The 22,372-nt window shown below is 73.1% G+C and carries 21 protein-coding genes and 1 riboswitch; of the genes, 13 read left to right on the top strand and 8 right to left on the bottom strand.

The annotated features are described in order from the left end of the window. The first annotated feature begins 42 nt into the window (after positions 1 to 42). From ABZ404_RS03585 to ABZ404_RS03570, 4 genes are all read left to right on the top strand, one after another. Positions 43 to 786, top strand: coding sequence for a MerR family transcriptional regulator (locus ABZ404_RS03585; RefSeq protein WP_358832070.1), 744 nt, complete (start codon positions 43 to 45; stop codon positions 784 to 786). 53 nt (positions 787 to 839) lie between these two features. Next, complete coding sequence (locus ABZ404_RS03580) at positions 840 to 1,313, top strand: bifunctional nuclease family protein (protein WP_006123076.1); 474 nt, start codon at positions 840 to 842, stop codon at positions 1,311 to 1,313. Positions 1,314 to 1,498: 185 nt separating this feature from the next. Continuing rightward, positions 1,499 to 2,131 (top strand): MerR family transcriptional regulator, encoded by a 633-nt coding sequence (locus ABZ404_RS03575; RefSeq protein WP_358832071.1) that lies wholly within the window; start codon positions 1,499 to 1,501, stop codon positions 2,129 to 2,131. Positions 2,132 to 2,187: 56 nt separating this feature from the next. Beyond that, the gene (locus ABZ404_RS03570) at positions 2,188 to 3,744 is read left to right on the top strand and encodes a DNA polymerase IV (protein ID WP_358832072.1); all 1,557 of its coding nucleotides are present in this window, start codon (positions 2,188 to 2,190) and stop codon (positions 3,742 to 3,744) included. Here ABZ404_RS03570 and ABZ404_RS03565 read toward each other — a convergent pair. Continuing rightward, positions 3,651 to 4,037, bottom strand: a complete 387-nt coding sequence (locus ABZ404_RS03565) for a PRC-barrel domain-containing protein (RefSeq protein WP_358832073.1) — start codon at positions 4,035 to 4,037, stop codon at positions 3,651 to 3,653. The two genes, ABZ404_RS03570 and ABZ404_RS03565, sit on opposite strands and share 94 nt — an antisense overlap. 111 nt (positions 4,038 to 4,148) lie before the next feature. Next, positions 4,149 to 4,246: riboswitch (glycine riboswitch) on the top strand. Between the two features lie 195 nt (positions 4,247 to 4,441). On the opposite strand from ABZ404_RS03565, the gene gcvP reads away from it, so the two are divergent. After that, a complete protein-coding gene (gene gcvP, locus ABZ404_RS03560) occupies positions 4,442 to 7,327 on the top strand; it encodes an aminomethyl-transferring glycine dehydrogenase (RefSeq protein ID WP_358832074.1) in 2,886 nt (961 codons plus the stop codon). 126 nt (positions 7,328 to 7,453) lie between these two features. On the opposite strand, the gene ABZ404_RS03555 is transcribed toward gcvP, so the two are convergent. Then, on the bottom strand, positions 7,454 to 7,660 hold the full coding sequence (locus ABZ404_RS03555; protein WP_067155431.1) for a DUF5999 family protein: 207 nt from the start codon (positions 7,658 to 7,660) through the stop codon (positions 7,454 to 7,456). A 368-nt stretch (positions 7,661 to 8,028) separates the two neighbouring features. Then, a complete protein-coding gene (locus ABZ404_RS03550; RefSeq protein WP_358990094.1) occupies positions 8,029 to 8,616 on the bottom strand; it encodes a hypothetical protein in 588 nt (195 codons plus the stop codon). A 489-nt stretch (positions 8,617 to 9,105) separates the two neighbouring features. Here ABZ404_RS03550 and ABZ404_RS03545 point away from each other — a divergent pair, with 489 nt between their 5' ends. After that, on the top strand, positions 9,106 to 10,614 hold the full coding sequence (locus tag ABZ404_RS03545; protein ID WP_358836226.1) for a glutamate--cysteine ligase: 1,509 nt from the start codon (positions 9,106 to 9,108) through the stop codon (positions 10,612 to 10,614). Positions 10,615 to 10,662: 48 nt separating this feature from the next. Here the strand turns inward: ABZ404_RS03545 and ABZ404_RS03540 are convergent, their stop codons facing one another. Continuing rightward, positions 10,663 to 12,447, bottom strand: coding sequence for a substrate-binding domain-containing protein (locus ABZ404_RS03540; RefSeq protein WP_358836225.1), 1,785 nt, complete (start codon positions 12,445 to 12,447; stop codon positions 10,663 to 10,665). A 164-nt stretch (positions 12,448 to 12,611) separates the two neighbouring features. On the opposite strand from ABZ404_RS03540, the gene ABZ404_RS03535 reads away from it, so the two are divergent. Together ABZ404_RS03535 and ABZ404_RS03530 are read left to right on the top strand one after the other, a co-directional pair. Then, the gene (locus ABZ404_RS03535) at positions 12,612 to 13,415 is read left to right on the top strand and encodes a CPBP family intramembrane glutamic endopeptidase (protein WP_358836224.1); all 804 of its coding nucleotides are present in this window, start codon (positions 12,612 to 12,614) and stop codon (positions 13,413 to 13,415) included. Positions 13,416 to 13,738: 323 nt separating this feature from the next. Further along, the gene (locus ABZ404_RS03530; protein WP_358836223.1) at positions 13,739 to 14,329 is read left to right on the top strand and encodes a PadR family transcriptional regulator; all 591 of its coding nucleotides are present in this window, start codon (positions 13,739 to 13,741) and stop codon (positions 14,327 to 14,329) included. Positions 14,330 to 14,520: 191 nt separating this feature from the next. Here the strand turns inward: ABZ404_RS03530 and ABZ404_RS03525 are convergent, their stop codons facing one another. Continuing rightward, positions 14,521 to 14,949 (bottom strand): SRPBCC family protein, encoded by a 429-nt coding sequence (locus tag ABZ404_RS03525; protein WP_358836222.1) that lies wholly within the window; start codon positions 14,947 to 14,949, stop codon positions 14,521 to 14,523. A gap of 87 nt (positions 14,950 to 15,036) precedes the next feature. After that, positions 15,037 to 15,234, bottom strand: coding sequence for a hypothetical protein (locus ABZ404_RS03520; protein ID WP_358836221.1), 198 nt, complete (start codon positions 15,232 to 15,234; stop codon positions 15,037 to 15,039). Between the two features lie 231 nt (positions 15,235 to 15,465). On the opposite strand from ABZ404_RS03520, the gene ABZ404_RS03515 reads away from it, so the two are divergent. The 3 genes from ABZ404_RS03515 to ABZ404_RS03505 all read left to right on the top strand — a co-directional run bounded on the left by ABZ404_RS03515 (position 15,466) and on the right by ABZ404_RS03505 (position 18,170). Further along, complete coding sequence (locus ABZ404_RS03515) at positions 15,466 to 16,017, top strand: Clp protease N-terminal domain-containing protein (RefSeq protein ID WP_358836220.1); 552 nt, start codon at positions 15,466 to 15,468, stop codon at positions 16,015 to 16,017. A gap of 22 nt (positions 16,018 to 16,039) precedes the next feature. Beyond that, a complete protein-coding gene (locus ABZ404_RS03510; RefSeq protein WP_358836219.1) occupies positions 16,040 to 17,047 on the top strand; it encodes an EamA family transporter in 1,008 nt (335 codons plus the stop codon). Positions 17,048 to 17,210: 163 nt separating this feature from the next. Further along, positions 17,211 to 18,170, top strand: a complete 960-nt coding sequence (locus ABZ404_RS03505; RefSeq protein ID WP_358836218.1) for an EamA family transporter — start codon at positions 17,211 to 17,213, stop codon at positions 18,168 to 18,170. Between the two features lie 34 nt (positions 18,171 to 18,204). On the opposite strand, the gene ABZ404_RS03500 is transcribed toward ABZ404_RS03505, so the two are convergent. After that, the gene (locus ABZ404_RS03500; protein WP_358836217.1) at positions 18,205 to 18,867 is read right to left on the bottom strand and encodes a pyridoxamine 5'-phosphate oxidase family protein; all 663 of its coding nucleotides are present in this window, start codon (positions 18,865 to 18,867) and stop codon (positions 18,205 to 18,207) included. A gap of 36 nt (positions 18,868 to 18,903) precedes the next feature. Here ABZ404_RS03500 and ABZ404_RS03495 point away from each other — a divergent pair, with 36 nt between their 5' ends. Then, on the top strand, positions 18,904 to 20,235 hold the full coding sequence (locus ABZ404_RS03495) for an aminotransferase class I/II-fold pyridoxal phosphate-dependent enzyme (RefSeq protein ID WP_358990091.1): 1,332 nt from the start codon (positions 18,904 to 18,906) through the stop codon (positions 20,233 to 20,235). Here ABZ404_RS03495 and ABZ404_RS03490 read toward each other — a convergent pair. Continuing rightward, positions 20,232 to 21,224: a DMT family transporter gene (locus ABZ404_RS03490; RefSeq protein WP_358990088.1), complete on the bottom strand. Its 993-nt coding sequence runs from the start codon at positions 21,222 to 21,224 to the stop codon at positions 20,232 to 20,234. The two genes, ABZ404_RS03495 and ABZ404_RS03490, sit on opposite strands and share 4 nt — an antisense overlap. A 74-nt stretch (positions 21,225 to 21,298) precedes the next feature. Between ABZ404_RS03490 and ABZ404_RS03485 the strand changes: the two genes are divergently transcribed. Further along, the gene (locus tag ABZ404_RS03485; protein WP_358834971.1) at positions 21,299 to 22,207 is read left to right on the top strand and encodes a LysR substrate-binding domain-containing protein; all 909 of its coding nucleotides are present in this window, start codon (positions 21,299 to 21,301) and stop codon (positions 22,205 to 22,207) included. The last annotated feature ends 165 nt before the right edge of the window (positions 22,208 to 22,372 follow it).

Here is a 22,372-nt window from a genome sequence, read left to right as displayed (position 1 = left end):
CCGGGGGGACCCGCAAGGGGGAAGACCCACCAGGGAAGGCCCATGCTGCACACACCGACGGGCGGTGCCGGGAACGGCACCGCCACCGCGGGCGACCGGCTGATGAGCATCGGGACGGTGCTGAACCAGCTGCGCGAGGAGTTCCCCGAAGTCACCATCTCCAAAATCCGCTTCCTGGAGTCCGAGGGTCTCGTGGAGCCCCGGCGCACGCCGTCGGGGTACCGCAAGTTCAGCCCCGAGGACGTGGAGCGGCTCGCCCAGGTCCTGCGGATGCAGCGGGACCACTATCTGCCGCTGAAGGTCATCCGCGAGCATCTGGACGCGCTGAGCCGCGGTGAGCAGCCCGTGCTGCCCGCCGCGGGCGGAGCGCGCGATCTGGCGGACGGCGGGGGCGAGGGCGACCCGGAGCGCCCCACGGCGTCCCGTGTGGGGCGCAGCGAGCTTCTGGTGGCCGCTGAGGTCACCGAGGCGGAGCTGACCGAGTGGGAGTCCTACGGGCTGATCTCGGCCGGTCCCGAGGGCGGCTACGACGCGGAGTCGGTGAACGTGGCCCGCCTGGTGGCGGACCTGGGCCGATTCGGTCTCGAACCGCGTCATCTTCGCGCCATGAAGGCGGCCGCCGACCGCGAGGCGGGGCTGGTCGAACAAGTGGTCGCACCCCTGCGTCTGCACCGCAACCCGCAGACCAGGGCGCATGCGGAGGCCACGGTCAGGGAGCTCGCGGCGCTCACCGTGCGGCTCCACGCGGCCATGGTCCAGACCGCTCTCGGGGTCCGGCTGCACTGACCCCGGGGGTCCCCGACTACCCAAACCTGCCGGGCACGTCCTAGGGTTGCTGTGTGAACGAGCTCGACGTCGTGGGTGTCCGGGTGGAAATGCCCTCCAACCAACCGATCGTGCTCCTGCGTGAAGTGGGAGGCGATCGGTACCTCCCGATCTGGATCGGTCCAGGGGAGGCGACCGCGATCGCCTTCGCCCAGCAGGGGATGGCTCCGGCGCGGCCGCTGACGCACGACCTTTTCAAGGACGTGCTGGAGGCCGTGGGCCAGGAGCTCACCGAGGTCCGCATCACGGACCTGCGCGAAGGTGTCTTCTACGCGGAGCTGGTCTTCGCCAGCGGGGTCGAGGTGAGCGCGCGACCATCGGACGCCATAGCGCTCGCCCTGCGCACCGGAACGCCGATCTACGGCAGTGACGGGGTGCTCGACGACGCGGGGATCGCCATCCCGGACGAGCAGGAGGACGAGGTGGAGAAGTTCCGCGAGTTCCTCGACCAGATCTCGCCCGAGGACTTCGGCACCAACAGCCAGTGAGCCGCGCGCCCGGAGCCCCGTGAAACCCGGCGGCTCCGGGGCATTCGAGTAGCCTTTCCCGGAAGAGGGGTACGCGAAACCACTCTCAGGGTGATTATCACTCGGCGTGCCGAGTGTGGCGATCGTTGACGCACCCCGAGTGACTGCCTACCGTCGTGAGGGCAGTTCTAGGACGGAGGGTCGGCGTGAGAAGCAGCGGCGGCGACAGTACGGCAGGGGAGGCCCCCGGATGTCCGGGGGGGAGCGGGCCGTACCCGCCTCCGAGTCCTCTGCCGGGTACGAGCGGTGGCCACCCCCTTCACGACAGCACGGCCGACACCGGCACCGACACGGTCGGATACCGGGGGCCGACGGCGTGCGCGGCGGCGGGGATCACCTACCGGCAGCTCGACTACTGGGCGCGGACCGGCCTGGTCGAGCCCAGTGTGCGTCCGGCGTACGGATCGGGGACCCAGCGGCTGTACAGCTTCAAGGACGTCGTGGTCCTCAAGATCGTCAAGCGTTTCCTGGACACCGGGGTCGCCCTCCAGAACATCCGCACCGCCGTTCAGCACCTGCGGGAGCGCGGCTTCCGTGATCTGGAGCGGATGACGCTGATGAGCGACGGGGCGACGGTGTACGAGTGCTCCTCGCCCGACGAGGTGGTCACCCTGCTCCAGGGCGGTCAGGGGGTCTTCGGCATCGCCGTCGGCGTGGTGTGGCGCGATGTGGAGACGGCGCTGTCCCAGCTGCACGGCGAGCGGGTCGACACCGGCGAGACGCTGGTCGGGAACAACCCGGCCGACGAGCTGGCCCGGCGCCGCAACCGCGCGGTCTGAGGGGCCGCCGGGCCGCAGGGGGCCGATTGTCAGTGGTGTGAGGCAGCATCGGTGGTGTGAGAGCCGCGCCGACCATCCTGCATCTGGACATGGATGCCTTCTTCGCCGCCGCAGAGCAGGCGTCGAAGCCCAGCCTGCGCGGAAAGCCCGTGATCGTGGGCGGCCTCGGACCGCGCGGTGTGGTGGCCACCGCGTCGTACGAGGCACGGCGCTTCGGCGCGCGCTCCGCGATGCCGATGGCGCAGGCCAGACGGCTCTGTCCGAACGGCGCCTATCTCGTCCCGCGCTTCACGTTCTACCGCTCGATCAGCGAGCAGGTGATGGAGCTGCTGGGGCGGCTGTCGCCCCTGGTGGAGCCGCTGAGCCTCGACGAGGCCTTCGTGGACCTGGAGGCCGGGGGAGTCGCGTGGGACGCCCAGTCGGCCCGTGAGGCCGGTCAGCGGCTGCGCGCGGACATCCGGGCGGTGACGGGTCTGACGGGGTCGGTGGGCCTCGCGGGGTCCAAGATGCTCGCCAAGATCGCCTCGGAGGAGGCGAAGCCGGACGGGCTGATGCTCATCGAGCCCGGCACCGAACGGGAGCTGCTCGCCCCGATGCCGGTCAGGACGCTGCCGGGCGTGGGGCCCGCGACGGGCGAGCACCTGCGCAGAGCGGGGATGACCACGGTCGCGGATCTGGCCGAGGCGGGCGAGGACGAGCTCGTACGGCTGCTCGGCAAGGCGCACGGCGCCTCACTGCACCGGATGGCCCTCGGGCTCGACGACCGGCCGGTGGTGGCCGAGCGGGACACCAAGTCGGTGTCGGTCGAGGACACCTTCGACGTGGACCTGCACGACCGGGTGCGGGTGATGACCGAGGTGGGACGGCTCGCCGACCGCTGTGTGCAGCGCCTGCGGGCCTCCGGGCACTCCGGGCGCACGATCGTCCTGAAGGTCCGCAGATACGACTTCTCCACGCTGACCCGGTCCGAGACGCTCCGCGGACCCACGGACGATCCCGCGGTGGTGCGCGAGGCGGCCGGCCGGCTGCTCGACTCCGTGGACACCACCGGCGGCGTGCGCCTGCTGGGGGTCGGGGTCAGCGGCCTCGCCGACTTCACCCAGGAGGACCTCTTCGCCCAGGCGGCGGGCGAGCGGTCGGCGGGTGATCAGGCCGCGGCGGAGCAGGCGCCCGTGGAGGCCGGGACCGGGGCGGAGGCGGCCGCCCCCGAGCAGCCGGAAGCGGTGGACCCGGCCGAGCGGCGCTGGCTGGCCGGGCACGACGTGCACCACCGCGATTTCGGCCCCGGCTGGGTGCAGGGCAGCGGCGTGGGCCGGGTCACCGTCCGGTTCGAGACGCCCACCTCCGCCGTGCCCGGGCGGGTGCGGACGTTCCGGGTGGACGACCCGGACCTGGAGCCGTCCGAGCCGCTGCCGCTGGTGGACGTGGCAGGGGAAGTGGCGACCGGGCAGACGGGTGAAGGGGCCGGGCAGGCGCAGACGGGTGACGACGGACCGGGGGAGCAAAGCGGCGCGGAGGGTCAGGCGTCGTCCTCCTCGCCCGCGAGCCGTCCGAAGTCCCGGTCGCGGTCGGTGCCGGGCAGCGGATCGGGGACGGCGATGTCCAGACCGTAGTGGTGGTAGAGCTGGAGCTCCTGTTCGGGGGAGAGGTGGCGGCCGACGCCGAAGTCGGGAGCGTCCTTGATCAGCGCCCGGTCGTAGGGGATGTGCAGCGCCTCGTCGACGAGGGCGCTGGGTTCCAGGGGGACGAAGGCGTCCCGGCTGAACAGGCCGGTGCGTACGGCGGCCCACTCGGGGACTCCGGTGGCGTCGTCGAGGTACACCTCGTCCACCGTGCCGATCTTGTTGCCGTTACGGTCGAACGCCTTGCGGCCGATCAGGCTGCGCGGATCGATATCGGTCTGCACGGTCCCTCCAACAGGTCGCAACTGCTCGTAACACTACGAAAGTGCACAACGGGGGCGTCGGCCACTCGAAGGATCAGGGCCGGGCCGCGCTGGTAGGCTGGCGATGGCTGCTGACCCCGTGCGGGAGAGTCCTCCGGAAAGATGTCCGGAGGCGCCGAAGGAGCAAATCCTCCCCGGAATCTCTCAGGCCCACGTACCGCGCGGACGAGGTCACTCTGGAAAGCAGGACGGGGGACGTGCGGGCTCAGGCCTGTGCGCGCACCCCTTCCTCACCGACGGTGAAAGCCGGGACGCCCCCACGCGCCCCGGTGAAGCTCTCAGGTTGAGATGACAGAGGGGGAGGCCGTCCGGGCACCCGCGCCGTGGTGCCCCTCGCAGGTCGTGCAGACCAGGAGGCCTCCGTAATGACCGCCAACCGCATGCCGCTCACCGAGCTCGAGCGTGGCATCCCCTTCGAGCAGCGTCACATCGGGCCCGACGCCGAGGCCCAGGCGAAGATGCTCGCGCAGGTCGGCTACGGCTCGCTCGACGAGCTGACCGCCGCGGCGGTGCCGGACGTGATCAAGAGCGCCGAGGCGCTGGGTCTGCCCGGCGCCCGCACCGAGGCCGAGGTCCTGGCCGAGCTGCGCTCCCTCGCGGACCGCAACCAGGTCCTCGCCCCGATGATCGGCCTGGGCTACTACGGCACGTTCACCCCGCCGGTGATCCTGCGCAACGTCATGGAGAACCCCGCCTGGTACACGGCGTACACGCCGTACCAGCCGGAGATCTCGCAGGGCCGCCTCGAGGCGCTGCTCAACTTCCAGACCGTCGTCGCCGACCTCACCGGGCTGCCGACCTCCGGCGCCTCGCTGCTCGACGAGGGCACCGCGGCCGCCGAGGCGCTCGCGCTCTCCCGCCGCGTCGGCAAGGTCAAGGGCGGGGTCTTCCTCGTCGACGCCGACACCCTCCCGCAGACGGTGGCCGTCATAGAGACGCGCGCCGAGCCGACGGGTGTCGAGGTCGTCGTCGCCGACCTGCGCCGCGGCATCCCGGCCGAGGTGGCCGAGCGCGGTGTGTTCGGCGTGCTCCTCCAGTACCCGGGCGCCTCCGGCGAGGTCCGCGACCTCAAGCCGGTCATCGACGAGGCCCACGAGCTGGGCGCGATCGTCACCGTCGCCGCCGACCTGCTCGCCCTGACCCTGCTGACCTCGCCCGGCGAGCTCGGCGCGGACATCGCCGTCGGCACCACCCAGCGCTTCGGCGTCCCCATGGGCTTCGGCGGCCCGCACGCCGGCTACATGGCGGTCCAGGAGAAGTTCGCCCGCAGCCTGCCCGGCCGCCTGGTCGGCGTCTCCGTCGACGCGGACGGCAACAAGGCGTACCGCCTGGCGCTCCAGACCCGTGAGCAGCACATCCGCCGCGAGAAGGCCACCAGCAACATCTGTACCGCGCAGGTCCTGCTCGCCGTCATGGCGGGCATGTACGCGGTCTACCACGGCCCGGACGGCCTGCGGCAGATCGCCCGGCGCACCCACCGGTACGCGGTGATCCTCGCCGAGGGCCTGCGCGCCGCCGGTGTGGAGGTCGTGCACGGCTCGTACTTCGACACGCTGACCGTCCGGGTCCCCGGCAAGGCCGCCGAGGCCGTCGCCGCCGCCCGGGACGGCGGGGTCAACCTGCACCTGGTCGACGCCGACACCGTCTCGATCGCCTGCGACGAGACCACCGACCGCGACCGCGTGGCCGCCGTCTGGGCCGCCTTCGGCGCCGAGGGCGACATCGAGGCGCTGGACGCCTCGGCCGCCGACACGCTGCCGGGCGCGCTGCTGCGCACCGACGAGTTCCTCACCCACCCGGTCTTCCACCAGCACCGCTCCGAGACCGCGATGCTGCGCTACCTGCGCAAGCTCGCCGACCGCGACTACGCGCTGGACCGCGGCATGATCCCGCTCGGCTCCTGCACCATGAAGCTGAACGCGACCACCGAGATGGAGCCGGTCACCTGGCCCGAGTTCGGCCAGATCCACCCCTTCGCGCCGGTGGAGCAGGCCGGGGGCTACCTCACGCTCATCCACGAGCTGGAGGAGCGCCTCGCCGAGGTCACCGGGTACGACGCGGTGTCCATCCAGCCCAACGCCGGTTCGCAGGGCGAGCTCGCGGGTCTGCTCGCGGTCCGCGCCTACCACCGCGCCAACGGCGACGAGCAGCGCACGGTCTGCCTGATCCCGTCCTCCGCCCACGGCACCAACGCGGCCAGCGCCGTGATGGCCGGGATGAAGGTCGTCGTGGTGAAGACCGCCGACGACGGCGAGGTCGACATCGCGGACCTGCGCGCCAAGATCGAGCAGTACCGCGACGAGTTGTCGGTGCTGATGATCACCTACCCGTCCACGCACGGGGTGTTCGAGGAGCACGTCGCGGACATCTGCGGCGAGGTGCACGACGCGGGCGGCCAGGTCTACGTGGACGGCGCCAACCTCAACGCGCTGGTGGGTCTCGCCAAGCCGGGCAAGTTCGGCGGCGACGTCTCGCACCTGAACCTGCACAAGACGTTCTGCATCCCGCACGGCGGCGGCGGCCCCGGCGTGGGCCCGGTCGGTGTGCGCGCGCACCTCGCGCCGTACCTGCCGAACCACCCGCTCCAGCCGACCGCGGGACCGGAGACGGGCGTCGGCCCGATCTCGGCCGCCCCGTGGGGCTCGGCCGGCATCCTGCCGATCTCGTGGGCGTACGTCCGGCTGATGGGCGCGGAGGGCCTCAAGCGCGCCACCCAGGTCGCGGTCCTCGCGGCCAACTACATCGCCAAGCGCCTGGAGCCGCACTACCCGGTGCTCTACACCGGCCCCAACGGCCTGGTGGCGCACGAGTGCATCGTCGACCTGCGGCCGCTGTCGAAGGCGACCGGTGTCAGCGTCGACGACATCGCCAAGCGTCTGATCGACTACGGCTTCCACGCGCCGACCATGTCGTTCCCGGTGGCCGGCACGCTGATGATCGAGCCGACCGAGTCCGAGGACCTGATCGAACTCGACCGGTTCTGCGAGACGATGATCGCGATCCGTGGCGAGATCGAGAAGGTCGCCTCGGGCGAGTGGCCCGCCGACGACAACCCGCTGGCCAACGCCCCGCACACGGCGGCGGCGCTCGGGGGCGAGTGGAACCACGCGTACAGCCGCGAGGAGGCGGTCTTCCCGGCCGGCGTCTCGAAGGCCGACAAGTACTGGCCGCCGGTGCGCCGCATCGACGGCGCCTTCGGCGACCGCAACCTGGTCTGCTCCTGCCCTCCGCTGGACGAGTACGACCACTGAAGTAGGGCCGTCTACGGCTGACATACGTCGGGGCCGGTGCGGGGATCTCCTCCCCGGGCCGGCCCCTTCTGGTGCGGTGCTGTTCTTCCGTGCGGCGCGTCGCGGCTCCGTGCCCGCCGGGCCGCGCTAGGCGGCCTTCGCCACCTGTCCCGCGGTCAGCGCCCGGTGCGGGGCGATGATCCGCCCGTCCGGCAGCAGCTCACCGGTGTCCTCGAAGATCAGGACGCCGTTGCACAGCAGGCTCCAGCCCTGCTCCGGGTGGTGCGCCACGAGCTGCGCGGCCTCCCGGTCGGCGGAGTCGGCTGTCGGGCAGGCTGGCTGGTGCTGGCACATGGATGCGTTCTCTCGCTGCGTCGTAGTAGTGAATGTCCTGCGGCTCGATGCGGTGGTCATGGCCGCCCCCCGTTGCTCAGTCGGTCGGTCCGCTCCCAGTGTTGCCCTACGGACGTCAATCCGCAGGGATTTAGCGGCACCACTTCCTACCGCATATTGACGCATCACTCGTGCGGCCGGTTCAACTCAACTGCCCTGCCTCTTCGGGTGGTTCGCACTGGCCGTTACGGACTAGCCCGTACGGAGGAGGGCGCGCGCGGGCGTACGCGAAAGCGCCCCGGGCCGCAGGGGGCTCCGGGGCGCCGGGTGGTTCTCGCAGGCGCGCGACCGCGGTGGGGGGCCGGCCGGCTCGGCGGCCCGCCCGCCCGTCAGACCGGCTGGCTCAGCAGCGGCGCGGGCGCGAGTCTCATGGTCATCACCGGCAGGAGCTCGGAGACCCGGTGCGGCCGGTGGGCGCAGATGCCGGGCGGGGCGGGCGCCAGCGGCACCAGCAGGTCCGCCGGGTCCAGCTCGCCCGAGGCGGGGTCGGCCGTGAGGTCGCGCCGCAGCCACAGGGTGAGCATGTACAGCTCGGGCACCGAGAGCAGCCGGGCCTCGACGTCCATGGTGAGCGCCTCCGCCTGGCGCAACGCGCGCTGGGTGGAGGCGATGTAGGGCCCTTCGAAGAAGTGCGAGAAGGCCCAGCCGTCCGGGGTGAGCATGGTGTCCGCCGCGGCGACCGCGCTCCCCGCGTCGCTGATGAGGAAGCGCCAGCCCGCCAGGCGGCTGTGCGGGGTGCGGGCGCTCGGGGTGATCCGGTCCAGCACATGGACGGGCAGCGGGAGTTCGGGGGTCAGCGGGCCCTGTGCGGAGCGCAGGGCGGGGGTGCGGGCCGCGCGGACGGCGGTGGGGGAACCGAGAGCCGCGAGGACGCTGCGCAGGGCGGGCGCGGGAGCCGGGGGAACATGCAGCGGCATGGTGGGTCGCCTCTCACTTCGGAGACACGGTGATGCGTGGGCGTTGCGGACAGCGCTGTCTGCGGTGACACGGGGTCAGAGGGGGGCCGGGTGACTGGGGCCGGGGCGCCGACTCTCTGCCTCGTTCGCGAAGTTTATACGACACGTGTTCAGGGGGTGTTTCGGCTAGCGGTCCGCGGTATTACGGGCAAGTCGGATTCAGGTCCTGGTGATGCGGCATTCATCCCGGTTCGGGGAACGGGGTACGCGACTGGCCAGGAAAGGTCCGCCGAAGGCGGTCGGCCGAAACGCGTCGGTGTTTCTCACGATTCCGCAGGACCGGTATCCGCGGGTTGGTGTATGCCGAATGCACGTGCCCGGGGCCGGTTCGTACCAGCTTACTACCCGGACCCCGCCCAGGGGACGTTATAGATCAGCCAGTCGGGGCATTATCGACCGTGACGCACGCGGCCGGACCGACCGGCTGCCCATTCGAGGAGGGACGCTTCGATGGGTGAGAAGGTCGTGGCCGCCGAGCTCGACCTGTCCGACCGGCACGCGTACCGGCAGAAGCTCCAGCAGTGCCTGGAGGGGCTGGGGCGGCTTCTGACCGAACGGAGGTTCGATCGACCCAGGAATCTGATGGGTGTGGAGATCGAGCTGAATCTCGTGGGGCCGGACGGTATGCCGCGCATGAGGAACGCGGAGGTTCTGGAGCGCATTGCGAGCAAGGATTTCCAGACCGAACTCGGGATGTTCAATCTCGAAGTGAATATCGCCCCCCACCCGCTCGGCGGGCGGGTCTTCGATCAGCTCTCCGAGGAGTTGCGGACCGGTCTCGGGTATGCCGAGCGCAAAGCCGGCGAGGTCGGTGCCGGGATCCTGATGATCGGAATTCTCCCGACGCTCGCCCAGCGCGACCTCGTTTCGGCGAACCTTTCCGACGCCGACCGCTATGTGCTGCTCAACGACCAGATCGTGGCCGCCCGGGGAGAGGATTTCACCCTCGACATCGAAGGCGTCGAACGCCTCGTCTGCACCTCGGGATCCATCACCCCGGAAGCCGCCTGCACCTCGGTGCAGCTGCACCTCCAGGTCACGCCTGCCCGCTTCGCCGCGGTGTGGAACGCCGCGCAGGCCATCGCCGCCGTACAGATCGCGGTGGGGGCCAACGCGCCCTTCCTGTTCGGCCGGGAGCTGTGGCGCGAGTCGCGGCCGCCGCTGTTCGAGCAGGCCACCGACACCCGGCCCGCCGAGCTGCGCGCCCAGGGCGTGCGCCCGCGCACCTGGTTCGGCGAGCGCTGGGTGACCTCCGCGTACGAGCTGTTCGAGGAGAACCTGCGGTACTTCCCGCCGCTGCTGCCGATCTGCGACGAGGAGGACCCGCTGCGGGTGCTGTCGGAGGGCGGGGTGCCCAGCCTCCAGGAGCTCGTGCTGCACAACGGCACGATCTACCGCTGGAACCGCCCGGTGTACGGGATCGCCGACGGTGTGCCGCATCTGCGGGTCGAGAACCGGGTGCTCCCGGCCGGACCCACCATCACCGACGTCATCGCCAACGCCGCCTTCTACTACGGACTCGTGCGCGCCCTCGCCGAGGACAGCAGGCCGGTGTGGACCCGGCTGCCGTTCGAGGCCGCCGCCGCGAACTTCGAGACGGCCTGCCGTCAGGGCATCGACGCCGAACTGCTGTGGCCCGTGCCGCGCCGAGGGGGCGGCGTCGCGCGCGTACCGGCCGTCAAGCTGGTCCGGGACGAACTCCTGCCGCTCGCCCACGCCGGGCTCGACGCGTGGGGGGTGGAGCCGGCCGACCGGGACCGCTACCTCGGCGTCATCGAGGAGCGCTGCCGCCGCCGCGTCAACGGCGCCTCCTGGCAGGTCGACACCTATCACCGCGCTCTGGAGTCGGGGATGGGCCGGGAGGCGGCGCTGGCCGCCACCACCCGCCGCTACCGCGACCTGACGCACCAGGGCGAGCCGGTCCACACCTGGCCGGTGGGGGTCCCGTCGTCGGGGTGAGGACCGGGGCACGTGCGGCGCGCGGGCGGGTGTCTCGGCTTGTGCGTCTCAGCTGGTGGCGCCGCCCCGGCCGACCGTCATGACGGCCTTGAGGATCACCGCCTGGATCTCGGCCGGGTCGGTGACCTGGTAGCCCGCGCCGCCGGTCGCCCGGGCCATCTCCCTCACCGACTCCCCGTCCGCGTCGGGACCCACCGCGATGGCGATCACCGGCACCGGCTTCGCCGGGTCGGCGAGCCGCTGGAGCCGGGTGAGGAGCTCGGCGCGCGAGATGCTGCCCGGGTCCTCGTTGGCGCCGTCCGTGAGGATCACCACCGCGTTGAACTTCCCCGGCCGGTAGCCCGCCGTGGCCTGCCGGTAGGCGGCGAGCATCGTGTCGTAGAGCCCGGTCGCCCCGTCCGGCACCGGGCGAAGCGCGTCGAAGGCGGCGGTCAGCCGCTCGCGCTGGGTGCGCCCGCCCTTGACCGGGTCGCCGAGGCGGGCGGTCGGCACCAGCTCCCGGTAGTCGCGTGAGCCGTCGAGACGGGTGGCGAAGTCCCACAGGCCGATCTCGTCCTCGGGCGTGAACTGCGCCAGCGCCCCGAGCAGGGAGGCCCGGGTGACGTCCATCCGGGAGCGGCCGCCCGCGCCCGGCACCGGCGCGGCCATCGACCCCGAGGCGTCCACGACCGTGGTGAGCCGGGCGCTCTGCACGATGATCGTCCACATCCCGAGGGCTTCCTGGAGCTCCTTGGCGGACGGGGCCTCGGCGGTGGAGGTGGCGTAGGGCTGCGGGGCCGCCGCGCCCGCCTTGCGCACGGCCCCCTCGTCCGCCGCCTCGCCGGGGGCGCGAAAGCCGCTCCTGATCAGGGTCCGCCGGGACTCCGGTTCGCCGAGCAGTGTCAGGAACCGCATCGCGGCGCGGCTGCGGTCGGTGCTCAGCCGGTTCTCACGGACGATGGCGTACGGGTAGTCGAGCAGCGGAGTGCCGTCCTCGGGGTAGAACAGGTCCAGCCCCTGCCCGGCGCCCCGGCCGGTGTTGTACGCGTACGCCGCCTGCTCGGACAGGACGACGGCCTGGTTGTGGCGCGGGTCGCCGTTCCCGCCGTCCGCGCCGCCCCGGGCGAGCGTGGCGACCACCTGGGCGTCGGTGTCGGAGGTGCGCTGCGCGAGCGCCTTGGCCACGGCCGCGGCCCCCGTACCGCCGTCCGCGCCCTGGCGGGCGGCGGAGCGCCCGACGCTGCCCAGCGCGAGGAGGCCGGCGGCCGAACGGGCCGGGTCGGCCGCGCCCAGGCGCAGGGTGTCCGAACGGGTGGCGGCCGCGGCGAGTTCGGCCCAGGTGTACGTGCGCGAGGGCCAGCCCAGGGACTTGGCGGCGGCCGGCACCAGGGCGAGCGCCACCGGCGAGGCGGCGACATGGCCCGCCGTGGCGACCGGGACGCTCGTGCCGCCCTCCTTGGCGCGGTCCACCCAGAGCGCCGAGTCCGGGATCCACACCGCGAAGGCGGGCTCGCGGCCCGCGCGGAGCGCGGCGGCCACCTGGTACGACTCACGGGCGGTGACCCGGACGTCGATGCAGGAGCCGTCGGAGGTGACCTTCTCCGTGCGCGCCCGCTCGGCGACGGACCGGACGGCCGGGGCGACATCGGGGGAGGCGACGAGATCCAGCCGCACCGCGGAGTCCCGGCACGAGTCGCCGAAGGAGAGCAGTCCGCTGCTCGCCGCGACGGCCGCGCCGCCCGCCACGGCGAGGACGAGCAGGGTGGCGACGGTGACGGTACGGCGGCGCGGGGCGGCCGGGCGGCCCCGGGTTCCCTCGGGCGCGTGCGGGTCGGGCAAGCTGTGACGTCCCATGGCGGTGGTGCCCTCCTTGAATCCCGTACAAGGAAAAAAGGGGGAACGCACCATCGCAATGGCGCTCGCCCCCCGGCCTGTCGCGCGCGATCTTCGTACTTTCATTCGAGACCCTAGCGGGGCGGTGGTGGGCATGGGACGGGTTCGTTCAACTGGAGGCAGGTGTGCAGGTGGAGGCGGGGCGTGTGGCTGATTCTCTTCCCGAACGGGGGGTCTCACCGCGGATCCTCCGGTCCGAGACGGTGCTCGTGCTGGCCCTCTCGCTCGGTGCGAGCGGTGTGTCGGCGCTGATCAGCTTTGTCGGATCGGTGACCAGGCCGGGCGGCCTCAAGGACCAGGCGGCCAGGCTCAACACCTCGCACGCCCCGGGGCGGCCCTGGCTGGATCTCGCCTGGCAGCTCTTCGGTATCGCGAGCGCGCTGGTGCCCGTGGCGCTCGTGGCGCATCTGCTGCTGCGGGAGGGGGCGGGCGGTCTGCGCGTCCTCGGCTTCGACCGCCGGCGGCCCGGAACGGACCTCGGCAGGGGAGCGCTGATCGCGGCCGGGATCGGCAGCGTGGGGCTCGGGTTCTATCTGCTGGCGCGGGCGGTGGGGGGCAATCTCACGGTCGTCCCCGAGTCGCTGCCGGACGTCTGGTGGAAGTACCCGGTGCTCGTCCTGTCGGCGGTGCAGAACGCCGTACTGGAGGAGGTGATCGTCGTCGGGTATCTGCTGCGCCGGCTCGGCCAGTTGGGGTGGTCCCCGCTCGCGGCGCTGGCGGCGAGCTCGGTCCTGCGCGGCTCCTACCACCTCTACCAGGGCATCGGCGGCTTCCTCGGCAACATGGCGATGGGCGTCGTCTTCGTCCTGCTCCACCGGCGCTGGCAGCGGGTCGGGCCGCTGGTCGTGGCCCATTCCCTGCTCGACATCGGGGCGTTCGTGGGGTACGCGCTGCTCGCGGGGAAGGTGAGCTGGCTGCCGACGGTGTGAGCGGGGCGGCCCACGCGCGCGTGGACGACGGATAAGGGGCGTACGGCCATGGCGTACGCCCCTTACTCATGCCGTCGGCGGGTTTCCGGCGAACGGGCGGTCGGTGAAGGCGTCGACGATGCGGATCTGCATGGGCGGGACGGTACGGGCCGGAGCAGGCCACCGGCCAAGGCCAATCCGGGATGGCTGGCCTGCTCGGTGGCCCTTCAGGGGGTGGCGCTCGCCCCGCTTCGGGCGGCTGTCATATCGGAGGGTTGTTAACCGAACAGTTCCGATATATCGTTGAGGCATCGCGACGGATCACCGATGGAAGGAGCGTAGCGATGCGTTCACATGGACACGGACAACACGGACCCGGCCATCACGGCCGGGGCGACTTCGAGGGGCGGCGTGCCGCCTTCGGGCCCTTCGGGCCCGGCTTCGGCGGCGGCCCCTTCGGGCCCGGCCGCGGCGGTCGGGGCGGTCCTCGGGGCAGGGCGCGGCGCGGGGATGTCCGCGCGTCGATCCTGGCCCTGCTGAAGGACCGGCCGATGCACGGTTACGAGATGATCCAGGAGATCGGCGAGCGCAGCGGCGGGGCGTGGAAGCCCAGCCCCGGCTCGGTCTACCCGACCCTCCAGATGATGGAGGACGAGGGCCTGATCACCAACGAGAGCGAGGGCGGCAAGAAGCTGTTCACGCTCACCGACGCCGGGCGCGCCGAGGCCGAGTCGGGGTCCGAGGCCCCGTGGGAAGAGGCCGGGCGCGGGGTCGACTGGGAAAGCATGAACGAGATCCGCCAGGCCGGGTTCGGCCTGATGGAGGCGTTCGGCCAGGTCTGGAAGACCGGTACCGCCGAGCAGCGCAAGAAGGCGCTCGGGGTCATCAACGACGCCCGCAAGAAGCTGTATCTGATCCTGGCCGACGAGGACTGACCCCGCCGGCCGCCGAGAGCCCCGCGACCGCCCGTCGCGGGGCTCTCGCGCGTGAGCGGGGGCGTCACCCGCGGACGGGTCGGAGTGCGCGAACCCCGGGGCTCCCGCGCGAGCGGAGTGCGGCCAGGTGAACCGGCCGTCCGCTCGGGCCCCCGCCCGGGACTCTCGCGCGAGCGGAGTGCGCAGGATCGTCAGGCCACCAGGGCGCCCAGCTTGCGCAGCGACTCGTTCAGCGCGGCCGTCGCCGAGTCCTTCAGCTTGCCCGCCATCAGCGAGACGGCCGCGCCGGTGAACTCGCCCTCGATCCGCACCACCGTCGCGTCCCCGTCGGGAGTGAGGGTGTAGCGGTTGCCGACGATCACGCCCATCGGCCCCTTGCCCCTGACGCCGAGGAGGCGGCCCGCCTCGAACTCCTCCACGGTCCAGACGACCTCGGCCGGGAAGCCCATGAGCCTCATGTTCTCGGCGTAGGTCGCGCCCGGCTCCAGACGCTCGGGGCCGCCGTGCGGAAAGTTGGTGTGGGTGGCGTTCCACTCGCCGTACGCGGTGAAGTCGGTCAGCCGCTCCCAGACCTTCTCCGCCGGAGCCTCCAGGCGCGCCTCGGCGCTGACCTCGGCCATACGACCACCCCTTCGAGTCCTTGACGTTCTGCGAACGTGTCGCGGAACGTAGCCGGGGGCCCGTGAACATTCAATACTGATGAACCGTCAGATCATGGAGCCGCTGAGCGGAAGCGCCCATATCCGCGCCGAGTCGAAGAGGTCGGACGCGCGCGGCCGCGAGGACTCGTCGTGGCAGTGGAAGGCGGCCCAGAACAGATCGCCGGGCAGTGCGTCCCGCGGGGCGTACACGCGGTACACGTACTGCAGCCCGTCCTCGGCGAGCAGGGCGACCATCCAGCACATCGGGCCCCTCCCGCGGTTGCCGTGGCGGCTGTGTCGTACGGGAGGGGACGTTTTCGGGGGCGGTGCGGTTGCGTGCGGGGCGTACGGCGAAGAGCCGCACGCCCCCGAGGCTCACAACGCAGATCTCATCCAGAAGGAGGAGAACCCGGTCATCCGTCCCCACCCAACGTCGGATGCGGAATGCTTCCCGGCGGGGATGTTCCGGGACGTTCTGCCTGATGGGGTGGGAGCGTGCACCCTCCGATCCCGCGGGTCCCGGCCGTCCCGGCTCCGGCCCCCGCCGACCGCGACCTCGAAGCCCGGCTCACCGACGCGATGGCCTCGGTGGTCGCCGGTGCCCGCAGGAGGGCGCTGCGCGACGGCGACCGGCAGATCGACACCGCCCATCTGCTGCACTCGGTGATGGAGACCGACCCCGAGGTGCGGGCCGTGTTCGACGGCGCCCCGCAGGTGGCGCGGGTGCTGGGCTATCTCGTCCAGCGCTCCATCGGGTACGGCCTGCGCTGGCAGGGGTCGGTGGAGGACTCGGGGGCGTTGCCGCTGCTCGATCAGCCCGGCTGGTCGCCCGCCGCGGTCACCGCGATGGAGGGCGCACTGGCCCGCGCCGAGGCCCGGGGCGACGTCCGGGTAGGGGGCACCGACCTGCTCGCGGCGCTCGCCGCCGACCCGGAGTGCCGTGCCGTGGTGGTCCTCGACCACGCCGGGGTCGACGCCCGGGAGCTCGCCGAACGGCTCGTCGGGGCCCCGCCGTCTCGACAGGTGTCACAAGGGTGGCGGTCCTGACTTCTCCTGTCATGATGTGCCGATGCAGGCGTCTCAGGGAAGAAACGTCGGCCTGGGACTGGCCCTGGCCTCGGCGTTCTCATTCGGTGGATCGGGTGTCGCGGCCAAGCCGCTGATCGAGGCGGGCCTGGACCCGCTGCACGTGGTGTGGCTGCGGGTGACGGGCGCCGCGCTCGTCATGCTGCCCCTCGCCTGGCGCCACCGGGGCCTGCTGCTGCGCCGGCCCGCGCTGCTCGCCGGATTCGGACTGCTCGCCGTCGCCGCCGTCCAGGCCTGCTACTTCGCGGCGATATCCCGCATTCCCGTCGGCGTCGCCCTCCTCGTCGAGTACCTGGCGCCCGCGCTCGTCCTCGGCTGGGTCCGGTTCGTCCAGCGCCGGCCGGTGACCCGGGCGGCGGCGATCGGCGTGGTCCTCGCCGTTGGAGGCCTCGCCGGCGTGGTGGAGATCTGGTCCGGGCTGAGCTTCGACCTCCTCGGTCTGCTGCTCGCGCTCGGCGCCGCCTGCTGCCAGGTCGGCTACTTCGTCCTCTCCGACCAGGGCGGCGACGCGGACGACGCGCCCGACCCGCTGGGCGTCATCGCGTACGGCCTGCTCATCGGCTCCGTCCTGCTCACGCTCGTCGCCCGCCCCTGGGGCATGGACTGGTCGGTGCTCGGCGGCGGCGCGGACATGAACGGCACCGAGGTGCCCGCGGCGCTGCTGCTCGGCTGGATCGTGCTGATCGCGACCGTGATCGCCTACGTCACCGGGGTCATCTCGGTGCGCCGGCTCTCGCCGCAGGTGGCCGGGGTCGTCGCCTGTCTGGAGGCGGTCATCGCGACCGTCCTGGCCTGGGTGCTGCTGGGCGAGCACCTGGGCGCGCCGCAGATCGCGGGCGGCGCCGTGGTCCTCGTCGGGGCCTTCATCGCCCAGTCCTCGGCGCCGAAGGGGGCCTCCGGGCCGGTGGCGGGCGGGGACGGGCACCCCCTGCCGGTGCGGGAGACGCCCGCGCCCGAGGGGGAGTTGTCGGCCGGCCGGACCGCGCCGTAGGGTGGCGATCATGCACGCGACCGTTCTGCCGCCTCCCGCCGCGTAACGCGGGCGGCCGCCACTCCCTGACGAAGACCGGGCTCGGGCAGTCCCCGAGCGGCTCGTCGCTGCCCGCGTACTCCAGGCACGCGACCTTTCCCGTCTTCCTCTCCGGAGTACGTACGTGTCGAACGCATCGACTTCCTCCGCCCTGCCCGTCGGGCGCGGCCTGCTCTACCTCGTCTTCGCCGGTGTCGCCTGGGGCACCGCGGGCGGCGCCGCGGCGCTCGTCTTCGACGCCAGCGACCTCGGCCCGCTCGCCCTCTCCTTCTGGCGCTGCGTCGGCGGGCTCGCCCTGCTGCTCGCCGCCCGCGCCGTGCGGCGGCGGCCCGCGCACCGGCCCGCCGAACCGCGGAGCAGGCGGCTGGCGCGCGTCCTGGGCAACGGCGTGGGGCTCGCCGTCTTCCAGAGCGCCTACTTCGCCGCCGTGGACTCGACCGGCCTGGCCGTGGCGACCGTGGTCACCCTCGGCGCCGGGCCCGTGCTCATCGCGGTCGGCGCCCGTCTCTCCCTCGGCGAGCGGATCGGGGGTGCCGGACTGACCGCCGTCGCCGGAGCCCTCGCCGGGCTCTCGGTCCTGGTCCTCGGCAACGGCGGCGGCGCCGTGCGCCCCGCCGGGGTGCTGCTCGCGCTGCTCTCGGCGGCCGGATACGCGGGGATCACGCTCCTCACCCGCAGGCTCGGCCGGGACGGCGAGAGCGCCGACCCCTCGGCCACCACCGCCTGGGCGTTCGCCGTGGCCTCGGTCCTGCTGCTGCCGCTCGCCGGGGCGGAGGGCATGGTGGCGCACACCGTCGAGCCGGTGCGGGTGGCCGTACTGCTCGTGTACGTGGCGGCGGTGCCCACGGCGCTGGCGTACGCGCTCTACTTCGCGGGCGCGGCCGTCGTCCGCTCCGCCACCGTCTCCGTGATCATGCTCCTGGAGCCGGTCAGTGCGGCGCTGCTCGCGGTGGCGGTCCTCGGCGAACGGCTGACCGCCGCCACCGTCCTGGGCACCTCGCTGCTGCTGGTCGCGGTGGTGGGGCTCGCCGGGGCCGAGGCGCGGCTCGCCGCGCGGGCCCGCCGGGAACCGGTCGCGGCCTGACCCCTCGGAGCCTCGCGGAAGCCCCCGAACCGCGTCAGAGCGCGGCGAGATAGTCGGGCAGCGCCACGGACGGGTCGAGGTCGTCGGCCGGCACCGGCGTCCGATGGCCGCGGACCAGCGGGATCACCCCGCTCCAGTGCGGCAGGCCGCTGTCCTCGGGATCGTCGTTGGGGCCGCCGGTGCGGAGCTTCGCCGACACCTCGTCGAGGTCCAGGCGGATCACCGCGGTCGCGGCGAGCTCCTTGGCGTTGGCCTGCCGCGCGTCGTAGGAGCGGCCGGGCACCACCTGGTCGACCAGCGCGTCCAGGGCGGTCCGCCGCTCCTCGGCGTCGGTGACCTCGTACGCGAGGCCGTGCACCACGACCGAGCGGTAGTTGAGGGAGTGGTGGAAGGCCGAGCGGGCCAGCACCAGGCCGTCGACGTGGGTGACGGTGAGGCAGACCGGGAGCCCCGGATCGGCCTGGCCGGTCATGCGCAGCGGGCGCGAACCCGTCGAGCCGTGCACGTACAGCCGCTCACCGATCCGGCCGTAGAGCGTCGGCAGGACGACCGGAGCGCCGTCGCGGACGAAACCGAGGTGGCAGATGTAGCCCTCGTCGAGTATCGCGTGCACCAGCTCGCGGTCGTACGACGCCCGCTCGCGCGAGCGGGTCGGCACGGTGCGCCCGGTGGGCTCGTAGGAAGGGGTGTCGGGCATGTGCGTTCTCCGTTGCACTAGTGCATAATGGTGTTTGTGCTAGGAGAATATCGGATCTCGGGTCGGCGCGCCTCGGACATCGCCGCCGACGTGGAGCGCGCGGTGGGCACCGGACAGCTCGCGCCGGGCCAACCGCTGCCGCCGCTCAGGGAGTTGGCGGGCGAGCTGGGGGTCAACCCCAATACGGTCGCGGCGGCCTACCGGCTGCTGCGCGACCGGGGCGTCATCGAAACGGGCGGCCGCCGCGGCAGCCGGGTGCGTCCGCGCCCCGCCAGCACCGCGCGCGACGCCCGGCGCATCGATGTGCCCGCCGGGGTGCGCGACGTCTCCGACGGCAACCCCGACCCCGCCCTGCTGCCGCCGCTCGGCGACGCGCTCGCCGCCGCCGCCCGCGACCACGCCGAACGGCCCACCCTCTACGGGCAGGACCCGGTCGACCCCGACCTCGCGCGGCTCGCCCGCGCGGCCCTGGACGCCGACGGGGTGCCGTCCGGACCGGTCGGCGTCCTCTCCGGCTCGCTCGACGCGATCGAGCGGGTGCTCGCCGCGCATCTGCGGCCCGGCGACGCCGTCGCCATCGAGGACCCGGGCTGGGGCGCGCTGCTCGACCTCGTCCCGGCGCTCGGACTGCGGCCGGTGCCGGTGGCGCTCGACGACGAGGGGCCGCTGCCCGAGGCCGTCGAGAGCGCGCTCGCGGCCGGCGCGCGGGCGCTGGTCGTCACCTGCCGCGCCCAGAACCCGACCGGGGCGGCCGTCGGCGCGGACCGCGCGCGGGCGCTGCGCGCGGTGCTGTCCGCCCATCCATCGGTCCTGCTGATCGAGGACGACCACGGCCACGGCATGGTCGACGTGCCGCTCGCGCCGCTGTCCCCGGTGGTCCCGCACTGGGCGTTCGTCCGGTCGGTGGCCAAGGCGTACGGGCCGGATCTGCGGCTCGCGGTGCTCACCGGGGACGCGGTGACCCTGGACCGGGTCCGGGGCCGCCAGCGGCTGGGGCCCGGGTGGGTGAGCCGGCTGCTCCAGCGGACCGTCGTCCACCTGTGGACCTCGGACGTCCTCGACCCGGCCGCCGTGGCCCGTTCCTACGGCGAGCGCCGCGACACCCTGGTGCGGGCGCTGCGCTCGCGGGGTGTCGCGGCGCACGGCCGCAGCGGGTTCAGTGTCTGGGTGCCGGTCCCGGACGAGACGGCCGCGGTGGCCCGGCTGCTGCACGCGGGATGGGCGGTGGCGCCCGGCGCCCGCTTCCGGCTCGCGGCCGCGCCCGGTATCCGGCTCACCGTCTCACGGCTCACCCCGGCCGACATCGGGGCCGCGGCCGACGCGGTGGCGGCGGCGACGGGGTCGCCCTTGGGGCGGCGGTACGACTAGCGGCGCCAGGGACGTACCGGCTTCCGCGCCCCCGCGGGTCCGCCCTGCCGTGCCGCCTTCGGGGCGCGGGTCTGGGTCAGGGCCGCCCCCGCCAGCACGATCGCCGCGCCCACCGGTGTGTTCCAGCTGAGGCTCTCGCCGAGCACCAGGACCCCGGCGGCGGTGGCGATGACCGGGATGAAGTACGTGACCATCTGGGCGGTCGTCGGGCCCACCTCGTTGACCAGGCCGTACTGGACGAGCACCGCGAAGCCGGTGCCCAGGGCGCCGAGCGCGGCGACGGCGAGCAGCGGGACGGGGTGGAAGGCGGTCGGGAACCCCGCGAACAGCGGGGTGACCAGCGTCAGTTGCAGGGTGGCGACGCCCAGCTGGGAGCCGATCAGCGAGAGGTTGGAGTGGCCGCCGCCGGCCAGGGTGCGGCGGACGTAGATCCAGCCGACCGGGTAGCAGAGCGAGGCGAGCAGGGCCATCAGGGTGCCCCGCAGATCCAGGCCGTGGAAGCCCTGCCAGGCACCCAGGACCGTGAGCACCCCGAGGAAGCCGAGGCCCAGGCCCGCCACCCGGCGCCGGGTCGGCCGGTCCTCGGAGAGCGCCACCAGCGAGAGCGCCATGCCCCACAGCGGGGAGGTCGCGTTGCAGATCCCGGCCAGCGTCGAGGGGATGGTCAGCTCCGCGTAGGCGAAGAGGGAGAACGGCAGGGCGTTCAGGAGCAGCGCGGCCACCGCGAGGCGCAGCCACGTGCGGGCGCCGCGCGGCAGCCGCTCCCGCTTGACCGCCATCGCGACGGCGAGCACGGCCGTACCGAAGAAGAGCCGCCCGAAGGTGACCTGGAAGGGGGCGTAGCCGTCGGTGCCCACCTTGATCAGGAGAAAGCTGAACCCCCAGACCAGGGAGAGCACCGCGAACCGGACACGCCAGTCCAGGGCCGGGCGGCGGAGGGTGGGGGAGGAGGGGGCCGAGAGGGACCGGGGTGGGGTGGCGGTGGTCATGGCGGTAAGACTGGCCTGTTCAACCTCGTAGCACAAGCGAGAAAAGATGGAGGGGATCGGTTAGCATTCCTTATATGTTGAACCTGGAGCGCCTGCGGACCCTCGACGCCCTGGCCCGCCACGGCTCGGTGGGCGGCGCCGCCGACAATCTGCACGTGACGACCTCGGCCGTCTCCCAGCAGCTCGCGAAGCTGGAGCGGGAGGCGGGACAGCCGCTGCTCGCCAAGAACGGGCGGGGTGTACGCCTCACCGACGCGGGCCGGCTCCTCGCCGAGCACGCCGCGCGGATCCTCTCCCAGGTCCAGGTCGCCCAGGCCGATCTGGAGGCCCAGCGCGGCCGCGTCGTGGGCGAGCTGCGGATCGCGGGCTTCGCCACCGCCGCACGCGGGCTGTTCCCGGCGGCGCTCACCGCGCTGCGCGCCGACCACCCCCAACTCCGGGTCCGCTCGGACGAGCTGGAGGCCGAGGACTCGGTGCGGGGCGTGCAGCTCGGCGACCTCGATCTCGCGGTCGTCCTCGACTGGTACAACAAGCCGCTCCCGCTGCCCGACGGGCTGGCGAAGCGGTCGGTCCTCGACGACCTGGCGGATGTGGCGATGCCGATGGGGCACCCGCTCGCGGGGCGCGAGAGCGTGGACCTGGAGGAGTTCGCCTCGGACGAGTGGATCACCTGGCCCGAGGGCGAGTTCTGCCACGAGTGGCTGATGTTCACCCTGCGGGGCAAGGGGGTCGAGCCGCGCATCGGGCACGTGGCCCGCGAGCACGCCACCCAGCTCGCCCTCGTCGAGGCCGGGCTCGGCGTCAGCGTCGCGCCCCGGCTCGGGCGGGAGCCGGTGCCCGACGGGGTGCGGGTGGTGCCGGTGCGGGACGCGATGCGCCGGCACGTGTACGCGGTGTGGCGCGCGGACGCCGACCGCCGACCCTCCATCCGCGCGGCCGTGGAGGCGCTGGCGGCGGCGGGGCGGGGTGTGATGGGGGAGTGACGGGTTGAGGCGGGAGCGGGCGGGGTCGTCCGGGGCGCGGCCGGGAGCCTCGCTTGCCCATGGGCCTCACGCGCCGGGCCCCACGCGCCGAGGGGCTTCGCGCGCCCGGCCTCACGAGCCGAGGGGTCTCGCGTGTCCGGCCTTACGAAGTGCCGGGCCCCACGC

Source organism: Streptomyces sp. NPDC005878 (assembly GCF_040629815.1).
Taxonomy (GTDB): Bacteria; Actinomycetota; Actinomycetes; order Streptomycetales; family Streptomycetaceae; genus Streptomyces.
The sequence above is the reverse complement of the archived record's forward strand: the minus strand, read 5'-3'. Positions and strand labels throughout refer to the sequence as shown.